Origin of the sequence: Lentzea alba, from assembly GCF_047445655.1 — a bacterium.
GTDB lineage: Bacteria > Actinomycetota > Actinomycetes > Mycobacteriales > Pseudonocardiaceae > Lentzea > Lentzea alba_A.
Window position 1 is genome coordinate 20,726 of record NZ_JAJAEG010000060.1, and the last position, 9,000, is coordinate 29,725.

General features: G+C 68.8%; 9 protein-coding genes. 4 read left to right on the forward strand and 5 right to left on the reverse strand.

The genetic code is table 11. The annotated features are described in order from the left end of the window. Positions 1 to 58 precede the first annotated feature (58 nt). On the forward strand, positions 59 to 715 hold the full coding sequence (locus LFM09_RS48240) for a hypothetical protein (RefSeq protein ID WP_414103389.1): 657 nt from the start codon (positions 59 to 61) through the stop codon (positions 713 to 715). Here LFM09_RS48240 and LFM09_RS48245 read toward each other — a convergent pair. After that, on the reverse strand, positions 687 to 1,448 hold the full coding sequence (locus tag LFM09_RS48245) for a class I SAM-dependent methyltransferase (RefSeq protein WP_414103390.1): 762 nt from the start codon (positions 1,446 to 1,448) through the stop codon (positions 687 to 689). The genes LFM09_RS48240 and LFM09_RS48245 overlap by 29 nt on opposite strands. Next, positions 1,445 to 2,572 carry a carboxylesterase family protein gene (locus tag LFM09_RS48250; protein WP_414103391.1) on the reverse strand — a complete coding sequence of 376 codons (1,128 nt, stop codon included), beginning with the start codon at positions 2,570 to 2,572 and terminating at the stop codon, positions 1,445 to 1,447. The genes LFM09_RS48245 and LFM09_RS48250 overlap by 4 nt, the downstream gene beginning before the upstream one ends. Positions 2,573 to 2,699: 127 nt before the next feature. Between LFM09_RS48250 and LFM09_RS48255 the strand changes: the two genes are divergently transcribed. Beyond that, the gene (locus LFM09_RS48255) at positions 2,700 to 3,734 is read left to right on the forward strand and encodes a zinc-dependent alcohol dehydrogenase family protein (RefSeq protein ID WP_414103399.1); all 1,035 of its coding nucleotides are present in this window, start codon (positions 2,700 to 2,702) and stop codon (positions 3,732 to 3,734) included. Between the two features lie 2 nt (positions 3,735 to 3,736). Here LFM09_RS48255 and LFM09_RS48260 read toward each other — a convergent pair whose 3' ends face one another. Beyond that, on the reverse strand, positions 3,737 to 5,206 hold the full coding sequence (locus LFM09_RS48260) for a flavin-containing monooxygenase (RefSeq protein WP_414103392.1): 1,470 nt from the start codon (positions 5,204 to 5,206) through the stop codon (positions 3,737 to 3,739). A 122-nt stretch (positions 5,207 to 5,328) separates the two neighbouring features. Between LFM09_RS48260 and LFM09_RS48265 the strand changes: the two genes are divergently transcribed. Then, positions 5,329 to 5,892, forward strand: a complete 564-nt coding sequence (locus LFM09_RS48265; protein WP_414103401.1) for a TetR/AcrR family transcriptional regulator — start codon at positions 5,329 to 5,331, stop codon at positions 5,890 to 5,892. A 71-nt stretch (positions 5,893 to 5,963) separates the two neighbouring features. Here the strand turns inward: LFM09_RS48265 and LFM09_RS48270 are convergent, their stop codons facing one another. Both LFM09_RS48270 and LFM09_RS48275 read right to left on the reverse strand, forming a co-directional pair. Then, positions 5,964 to 6,671: a type 1 glutamine amidotransferase gene (locus tag LFM09_RS48270; protein WP_414103394.1), complete on the reverse strand. Its 708-nt coding sequence runs from the start codon at positions 6,669 to 6,671 to the stop codon at positions 5,964 to 5,966. After that, positions 6,664 to 7,911 (reverse strand): MurT ligase domain-containing protein, encoded by a 1,248-nt coding sequence (locus LFM09_RS48275; RefSeq protein ID WP_414103396.1) that lies wholly within the window; start codon positions 7,909 to 7,911, stop codon positions 6,664 to 6,666. Before LFM09_RS48275 ends, LFM09_RS48270 begins: the two co-directional genes overlap by 8 nt. A gap of 180 nt (positions 7,912 to 8,091) precedes the next feature. Between LFM09_RS48275 and LFM09_RS48280 the strand changes: the two genes are divergently transcribed. After that, positions 8,092 to 9,000 (forward strand): FG-GAP-like repeat-containing protein (locus tag LFM09_RS48280; RefSeq protein ID WP_414103397.1); only part of this gene is annotated, 909 nt, incomplete at its 3' end.

Consider the following 9,000-nt stretch of genomic DNA (forward strand, 5'->3'; position numbering starts at 1 on the left):
CAGAACGGCCTGTGGGTAGCGGTGTAACGCAGCTCACAGGCCGTTCTATATTCAACCTATGAAAGCAACTCGGCTCCTCCCTGCCCTGGCCGCAGCCGCTGTGCTGACGCTGGCCCCCGGTCTGGGGCTCGCAGATCCCGGCAACGGCAAGGGGAACGGGATCACGAACAACCCACAGGTCCCACCAGGACAGTCCACCCAGGACACTTCGGTGCCGCAGCCACCGTCCAACGCGGACTTCAGCGGCAACGGCGCGAACGTGCACGGCCCGTACGACTCGACCCGCGACGGCTCACCGTCGCTGAACGGCAACGGCGGCGGCGAGGCCGTCGGCAAGCCGTGCGCGGGCTGCGTGGGCAAGGCGGACAACAAGAACCCGGCCGGCCAGATGCCGGGCGGTTCGGACGCCAACAAGGGCTACGAGTGCGACGCCAACCACGGCATCGGCCGCTCGAACCCGGCGCACACGGGCTGCAAGCCGGGCGAGACGCCTCCGTCCACGCCTCCGCAGACCCCGCCGTCGACCAAGACCGAGGTCCCGCCGCCACCGCCTGGTGGAGGCGCGCCTCAGGCTCCCCAGGCAGCCACGGCCGCCGAGGCCGACGAGCTGGCGTTCACCGGCTTCGACGTGCTGCCCCTGGGCCTCGGTGGCCTCGCGCTGGTCGGTGCGGGCGGCGCGGTCGTGCTCATGACGCGGCGGTCTCGCCGGTCCTGACGCGGGCGACGGCGAGCTGGGTCAGGTACCGCTTGGTGACCCGGCCGCCGTGGCGCATGTCGATGAGCTGCCGGACGTCCGCGATCAGCTGGTCGCGGGCCGGTAGCGCGATGTGGTTCGAATACGTGAGGAGCAGGTCGACGTAACCCTCGGTGTCGTAGGCCTGCTCCCACTCGTACCGGTGGAACTCCGGCGGCTCGAACTCCGGGCTGTCGTCGAACTCGCGCGGGATGTCGTCCGCCCGGGACAGCCTCAGGTTCGGTGGCGTGGCGGGATCCCAGCGCTCGTAGCACTCCTGGACGTCCACGAAGAACTGCGCTGTCCCACCGGCGATGTGGTGAGTGGAGATCACCGCCAGCTTCCCGCCCGGTCGCAACGTCGCCGCGCACCGAGCCGTGCGGGTGTGCGGGTCGAGCCAGTGGAACGCCGTCGCGGACACCACCAGGTCGAACGGTTCGGCAGGCAGCGGCCACTCGTCGAAGTTCGCGACCACCACCTGGGCGTCCGGGGCGTGCTCGCGGGCGACGGCGGCGAGCTCAGGGCTCAGCTCCACCGCCGTGACGTCTCCGATGGTGGTCAACGGCAGCGTGGCCTGGCCCGTGCCTGGGCCGATCTCCAGGATGCGCGGGCCGCTGAGCTGCGCGAACAGCTCCGGGGGATAGGTGGGACGAGCCCGGTGGTAGCGGGCCGCGTCCTCTCCGAACGTGGTGCGCAAACGCTCGCGGTCGGTCACTCGCCGAATTCAAGCGAGCGCGACGGCAGCGCGTCCATTCCGTTTCGCGCGAAGTCCGTCCAGGTGCGTCGCATCGACTTGGCCAGCGCCGGGTCCGGTTCCTGCCCGGCCAGCATGCCCGCACCGGTCCATCCGTCCGGGTCGAACAGGAACGGCAGCTCCATGCAGTGGCACGCGCCCAGCGGTGCGCCATCCGGCCGCCACTTGAAGTTGTAGGTGGCGGCCTGCCCTCCCGCCTTGATCCAGTTCTCGGCGAACTGACGGGCCGGCCCGGCGAACACGAGCTCGGTGGCGATGGCCCAGGCGTCCGGCTGGTCCGCGACGTACGGGCTGCCGTCGTCAGCCGTGTGCCCGATGAGGAGCTCGATGCGGGAGGCCGCCGCGGCGAGGTCGATCTCACCCAGCACCGGCGCGAACGGCATGCCGCCCGACGGCATGAACCGGGCGGCGGCCATCGACATCGCGTCCTTCTGGACGGCCAGGACCTCGTCGACCGGGGTGGAGGCGTCGACGTCGATGAGCTCGTTCAGCGCGGCGGTCATCTCCGCGCGGTCGCCGGTGCGGGCGCCGAACGGGGCGCTCTGCAGGATCGCGCGGTGGAACAGGGGCTCGTCGGTGGCGAGCATCAGCGCGTACACCGAGTCCGCGCCCGCGGACTGACCGAACGCCGTCACGTTCGCGGGATCGCCACCGAACGCGGCGATGTTGTCGCGGACCCACCGCAGCGCCACGAGCTGGTCCTGCAGGCCGAGGTTGTCCCGCAGGTAACCGAAGATCCCGAGGCGGTAGCTGACGCTGACCACGACGACGCCTTCCAAAGCCAGCAGTGACGCGTCGTACTTGGTCGACTCACCGCTGCCGGTCACGTACGCGCCGCCGTGGAACCACACCATCACGGGCAGGCCCGAGGCGTCGGCCGGCGCGGTGACGCTCAGGACCTGGCAGTGCTCGTCGAACGTGAGCCCGTCGACCGAGCTGCCGACCACCGCCGCGAGGGTCGAGGGCGGCTGCGGGCAGGCCGGGCCGCGCTGATAGGCGTCCAACACGCCGTCCCACGTGACCGGTGAGGGCTCTTCGAACCGGGCAGCCGTCGCATAACGGATGCCACGCGTGTTGATCAGCACAAATCTGACTCTAGTCCGGACGTGAGCTGGACCTCGTAACCAATTCCACAGCGTCTCGATTCGGCGCGGAGGCGGGGACAGGAGGACCATGTAACGGTTGAGCATCGAGACAAGAGGAGGGCTCCAGGTGCGGGCTACGACGATCTACGGCACCCGTGACATCCGCGTTGAGGAGGTGCCGGACGCGGCCATCAAGGACGCCACCGACGTCGTCGTCCGGGTCGAGCTGGCCTGCATCTGCGGCAGCGACCTGTGGGCGTACCGCGGTGTGGCCAAGCGCGAGGGAGGGCAGCGGATCGGGCACGAGTTCCTCGGCATCGTCGAGGAGGTCGGCAAGGACGTGCAGAGCGTGCAGGTCGGCGACCGCGTGATCGCGCCGTTCGTGTGGAGCGACGGCAGCTGCGCGTACTGCGTGGCCGGGCTGCAGACCTCGTGCCGGTCAGGTGGCTTCTGGGGCTCCAAGGGCAGCGACGGCGGCCAGGGTGAGGCCGTGAGGGTGCCGCAGGCGGACGGCACGCTCGTCAGGGTCCCTGCTGACGCGCCGAGTGAGCTCCTGCCGGCGTTCCTGAGCCTGTCCGACGTCATGGGCACCGGCCACCACGCGGCCATCGGCGCGGGTGTCGGCCCCGGCAGCACGGTCGCGGTCGTCGGTGACGGCGCGGTCGGCCTGTGCGGCGTGCTCGCGGCCAAGCGGCTGGGGGCCGAGCGGATCATCGCGATGGGCCGGCACGAGGACCGCGCGAAGATCGCCAAGCTCTTCGGCGCCACGGACCAGGTCTCCGAACGCGGTGACGCCGCGATCGAGCGGATCAAGGAGATGACCGGCGGCCTCGGCGCGTCGAACGTGCTCGAATGCGTCGGCACCGAGCAGTCGTGGGAGACCGCGATGGGCATCGTGCGGGACGGCGGCAAGATCGGGTACGTCGGCGTGCCGCACGAGATGCCGGGGCTGCCGCTCGGCAAGCTGTTCGGGCGCAACATCAACATCGGCGGCGGCGTCGCGCCTGCCCGCGCGTATCTGCCCGAGCTGCTGGCCGACGTGCTCGCCGGGCGGATCGACCCCGGTCCCGTGTTCGACAGGACGGTCTCGCTCGACGACGTCGCCCTGGGCTACCAGGCGATGGACGAGCGGACCGCCCTGAAGGTCATCGTGCAGCCGTAGATCTATTTGGCAGCAGTCAGCACGTAGTCCTCGGCGCGCACGCGCTTGGTCCGCATCCAGTACCGCCAGGTGAAGCCCGGCCACACGGTGCGGTTCACGCCCTGCGCGTCGAGGTACCAGCTCTTGCAGCCGCCCTGGGTCCAGACTCCCTTGCGGAGCTTGCCCTGGATCTCGCGGTTGAACTCCTGCTGGGCCTCCGGTCGCACGTCCAGCTCCGCGGCGCGGTGTTCTTCGAGGAGCTGGAGGCACTGCGAGATGTACCGGATCTGCGACTCGATCATGAACACGACCGAGTTGTGGCCGAGCCCGGTGTTGGGGCCCAGCAGGAAGAACAGGTTGGGGAACCCCGAGACCGTGATGCCGTAGTAGGTCTCGATCCCCTCCTCGCGCCACTGCTTCGCGAGGTCGACTCCGCCCTTGCCCTGGATGTCCAGGTAGTCGAACGAGTCGACGACGTGGAACCCGGTGCCGTAGATGATGACGTCGACCTCGTGCTCGACGCCCGCACTGTCCACGATGGACGACTCGCGCACCTCGGTGATCCTGTCCGTTACCAGGTCGACGGTCGGGTAGCCCAGCGCGGGGTAGTAGTCGTTGGAGATCAGCACGCGCTTGCAGCCCATCGTGTAGTCGGGCTTCAACGCCTTGCGCAACCGCGCGTCCGGCACCTGCTTCTTCATGTGCCGCAACGCGATTCCCTGCGCGAACTTCATGATGCGGGGGTTCACCGCGAAGCCGAGAGCGCTTGATTCGCGCGTCCAGTAGACGAAGTCGCGGTACAGCCGTTGGGTGAAAGGCAAGGCGCGGAACAGCTTCTGCTCCCAGCCGTTGATCGCGCGGTCGGCCTTGGGCATGATCCACGGCGGCGTGCGCTGGAAGATCTTCATCGAGCCGACCTGGCCGGCGATCTTCGGCACGAACTGGATCGCGGAGGCACCCGTGCCGACCACGGCGACGCGCTTGCCGGTCAGGTCGTAGTCGTGGTCCCACTGCGACGAGTGGAACGTCTTGCCGCCGAAGTTCTCGATGCCCGGCAGCTCCGGGATGTTCGGGATGTGCAACGCGCCGACGCCGGCCACCAGAGCCTGCGCGACGTACGTGTCGCCCTGCTCGGTCGTCACGTTCCAGCGCTTGGTGTCCTCGTCCCACTGCGCGCCGGAGACCTTGGTGTTGAACCGGATGTGCGGCCGCAGCCGGTACTTGTCGGCCACGCGCTGCAGGTAGTCCCAGATCTCGCCCTGCTGGGCGAACATCCGCGACCACTTCGGGTTCAGCTCGAACGAGAACGAGTACATGTGCGACGGCACGTCACACGCGCAGCCGGGGTAGGAGTTGTCCCGCCACGTGCCACCGAGGTCGCCCGCCTTCTCGAGCACCACGAAGTCGTGCTCGCCGCGGCGCTTCAGCTCGATGGCCATGCCGAGGCCGGCGAAACCGGTGCCGATGACGAGCACTTTCGTCTCTCGATGCATGGGGAACGTCCCTCCGCTCGATTACCCTACTTCTCAGTAGGTTACTCGAAGTAAGTTACGAGCGGTAGACTCCGTTCGTGACTGCACCTTCGCCGCGGCGCCGCATGCCCAAGGCCCAGCGCATGGCGCAGATGCTCACCGTCGCCGAGGAGATCTTCGCCGAGCAGGGGTATCTGGCCACGTCGATGGACGAGATCGCCGAACGCGTCGGCGTCTCGAAGCCGATGCTCTACGAGTACTTCGGCTCGAAAGAAGGCCTGCTCATCGGGTGCATCCACCGCGCGCGCACCGAGCTGCGGGAGAAGACGGCGGCGGCGATCGCGGGCGCGCAGAGCCCGGAGGAGTTCCTCCGGCTGGGGCTGCTCGCGTTCTTCGAGTTCATCGACCAGCACCGCAGGTCGTGGGCGCTGCTCAGGCAAGAAGCCGCCGTGGCCGTGCCGTCGGCGCAGGAGGAAGTCGAAGGCATCCGTCAGCAGCAGACGGACATGATCGGGGCCGTGCTGGCGTCGTTCACGCCGGACATCGACCCGCTGGAGGCCGAGGCGTTCGCGGAGATCGTCGTCGGTGCGACGGAACGCCTGGCGGTGTGGACCGAGCGCAGGCCCAAAGTCGGACCTGCGCTCGCGACCGAGTACGTCATGGCCGTGATCTGGCCAGGTGTTGCAGCTCGCCTGTCACATTCCTAGGAGCTGAGTTCTTGATTGGAGCGAAAAGCAAGTTCGCATGGTCGCTCAGACCGCGCGCTCTTTCGCTCCGATCAAGAAGCCGCCCGAACCCGCTCAGCCCGCATAGCGGCGACGGCCGGGAGGTCCAGCGGAGCGACCTTCGTGCCCGTGGCCCACTCGATGAGCAGGTCCGCGAGTTGCGGGTTGCGCGGCAGCACCGGCCCGTGCAGGTACGTGCAGACGATCCGGCCCTGAACGGCGCCCTCGACGCTGCCGTCGTTGCCGGTGCCGACCTTGACGTGCGCGAGCGGCTGGGCGGCCGGGCCCAGCACCGTGCGGCCCTGGTGGTTCTCGAAGCCGGTCAGCACGCCCTCGAACAGGCCGTTCGCCGGCTCCGCGAGCACCTCACCGATCGCGCGGACGCCGCCGGCGTGCGAGGTCGAGTCGATCAGGCCCATGCCGGGGTGTGTGACGTTGTCGGCGCGGGTGAAGCTCTCGCCGAAGATCTGGATGCCGGCGCACACGCCCAGCACCACCGCGTTCTTCGTGACGGCGCGCTGCAGGCCGGGGTGCTCGCGGAGGTGCTTCACCGCCAGCGTCTGCGCGGTGTCCTCACCGCCGCCGACGACGTAGATGTCGCACGAGTCCGGCACCGGCTGGCCGTAGTTGATCGGCACGATCTCGGCTTTGATGCCGCGCCACGTCATGCGCTTCTCGAGGACCACGGCGTTGCCGAAGTCCCCGTATGTGCCGAGGAGATCCGGCAGCACGAGCGCGATCTGGATTGTCGACTCACTCATCAGCGGCAGCCCTGGCATTCAAGTCGCGGAACGCGGTGTAGTTGGCGATGACCTCGACCGCCCCCTGCGGCATCTGGTCGATGGCCTTCAGCGGGTCGGGCACGATCGTGTGCTGGACCTCGGCGTACGTGAGACGCACGGCGAGGTCCGTGGCGCGTTCACCGGAGGCGATGACCGTGCGGCCCTGCAGGCGCTCGAACGGCACGTCCCACAGCCACGAGAGGTCGCGGCCGTCGGCCTCCTGGGCGTTGATCACCAGGACGGCCGGGTGGTTGGCCTCCTTGACGACCGTGAGGGTCTCGCTCCAGCCCGCCGGGTTCTTGCTCAAGAGCAGGCGCGCGCTGCGGCCGTTGCGCTGGATCGTGCGGTAGCGGCCGCTGACGTTGGAGACGCCGCGCAACCGGGCGACGGCCTCCTCCGTGCGCACACCCATGGCGTGTGCGGCCGCTGACGCCATCACGGCGTTGGCCTGGTTGAACTTGCCGGGCAGGGTGAGGCGGAGCTCCAGCTGCTGGTGCTCCGGGGTGATCATCGCCTCGTCGGTGGTGATCCAGTTCGGGTGCGGGCGCGCGAGGTCGCAGCCCGTGCAGTGCCAGTGCTCGCCCTGCCAGCGGATCGGGTTGCCGCACCGCGGGCAGCTCGCCGAGTCGTGGTGCCAGCCGGTGCCGGTGGCGACCCAGACGACCTTCTGCGCGTTCCAGGCCGCGCTGGTCACCATCACGTCGTCGCAGTTCGCGATGATCGTGCAGTTCTCCAGCTTGGTCACGGTGTCGCGCAGCGAGCGTTCGATGGTGCGGACCTCGCCGACGCGGTCGAGCTGGTCGCGGGAGAGGTTCAGGATCACGGCCACCGCGGGGTTGCTGGCGCCGGCGACGGCGGGGAAGTAGCCCTCGTCGCACTCCAGCACCGCGTACGGGGCGTCCGGCTGCTTCGACAGCGCCGTCACGTGTCCGTCCGGCATGTTCGCGCCGCTGTGGTTGGTGGCGACCTCTCCCAGCGCCCCGACGGCCCTCGCGAGCATCATCGTGCTGGTGGTCTTGCCGTTCGTGCCTGTCACCACGGCGACCTTGCGGCCCTGCGTAAGACGGTTCAGCGCCTGCGGGTCGAGCTTCAGCGCCACCCGGCCGCCGATCATGCCGCCTGCGCCGAGCCCCATCTTCTGGGACAGCGAGGAGCTCAGGTTGCCCAGTTTCACTGCGGCCGCGGTGCGCAGCGGGAGGCGGGCGGGGGAATCGTTCACCCCGGCGATGCTACCGGCGGTGGCGGAGCGGCTTTTGCCCGGCTCGCCTCGTTTGCAGGTCTCCTACAGACGTCCTGAAGGTTTCTTGGAGATCACCACAGCAACCTCATCGGTGTCAGGGCTGCGAGGCAAGGGAGGGCCGAGCAGCACTTCGAGAACACATCTGGGGGATGTGCACAAATGAGAACTACCACTCGCGTACTGGTCGGCACCGCGCTGACCGTCGCCACCGCCATGTCGACGCTGCTTCCGGCGGCGGCCGCGGCACCTGCCAAGCCGGAACCGGCGCCCGCGGTCGTCTACTCCGAAGCGGACTTCTCGACGATGGCCACCATCACCCGCGGAGAGGTGATGGCACGCGCCAAGACCTGGGTGGACGCGGGAGTGCCCTACAGCATGGGCGCCACCAGGGACGGCTGGCGGACCGACTGCTCGGGCTTCGTCTCGATGGCGTGGAACCTCTCCAAGCCCGGCCTCAGCACCGTGACGCTCGTCGGGTCGAACGTGACGCACCGGATCGGCAAGGACGAGCTCCTGCCCGGTGACATCCTGATCAAGGGCGGCCCCGGCACCGAGGGCGCGAACGGGCACGTCCGGATCTTCGGCGGCTGGCTGGACGGAGCACGCAGCCGGTACTGGGTGTACGAGCAGACTCCGCCCAAGGCGACCTACAACGAGTACAACTGGTCGGCGACGGCCGCCGAGTACCCGCCCTATCGCTACAACAACATCACCGGTGGCGGCCGCGGCAACGCCGACATCAACGGCGACGGCAAGGGCGACCTGTGGGCCGTGGTCAACGACAAGCTCCGTTACTACTACGGCGACGGCTCCGGCAACCTCCACTTCGGACACGAGGGCGGCGCGGGCTGGAACTCCCTGGGCGAGATCGCCATGGGCGACGTGAACGGTGACGGCAAGGCCGACCTGATCGCGGACGTCGGCGGGAAGCTGCGTTACTACTACGGCGATGGCACGGGCAACCTGCACTTCGGCAACGAGGGCGGGGCCGGTTGGGACGCCGTCAAGCACAAGAACCTCGAAGACGTGAACGGTGACGGCAAGGCTGACATCGTTGGTGTCGCTGGA

Excerpts from the sequence above, each read along its gene's own strand:
- LFM09_RS48270 (WP_414103394.1), bottom strand. The coding sequence starts at position 6,671 with ATGAGTGAGTCGACAATCCAGATCGCGCTCGTGCTGCCGGATCTCCTC.
- LFM09_RS48240 (WP_414103389.1), top strand. The coding sequence starts at position 59 with ATGAAAGCAACTCGGCTCCTCCCTGCCCTGGCCGCAGCCGCTGTGCTG.
- LFM09_RS48260 (WP_414103392.1), bottom strand. The coding sequence starts at position 5,206 with ATGCATCGAGAGACGAAAGTGCTCGTCATCGGCACCGGTTTCGCCGGC.
- LFM09_RS48265 (WP_414103401.1), top strand. The coding sequence starts at position 5,329 with ATGGCGCAGATGCTCACCGTCGCCGAGGAGATCTTCGCCGAGCAGGGG.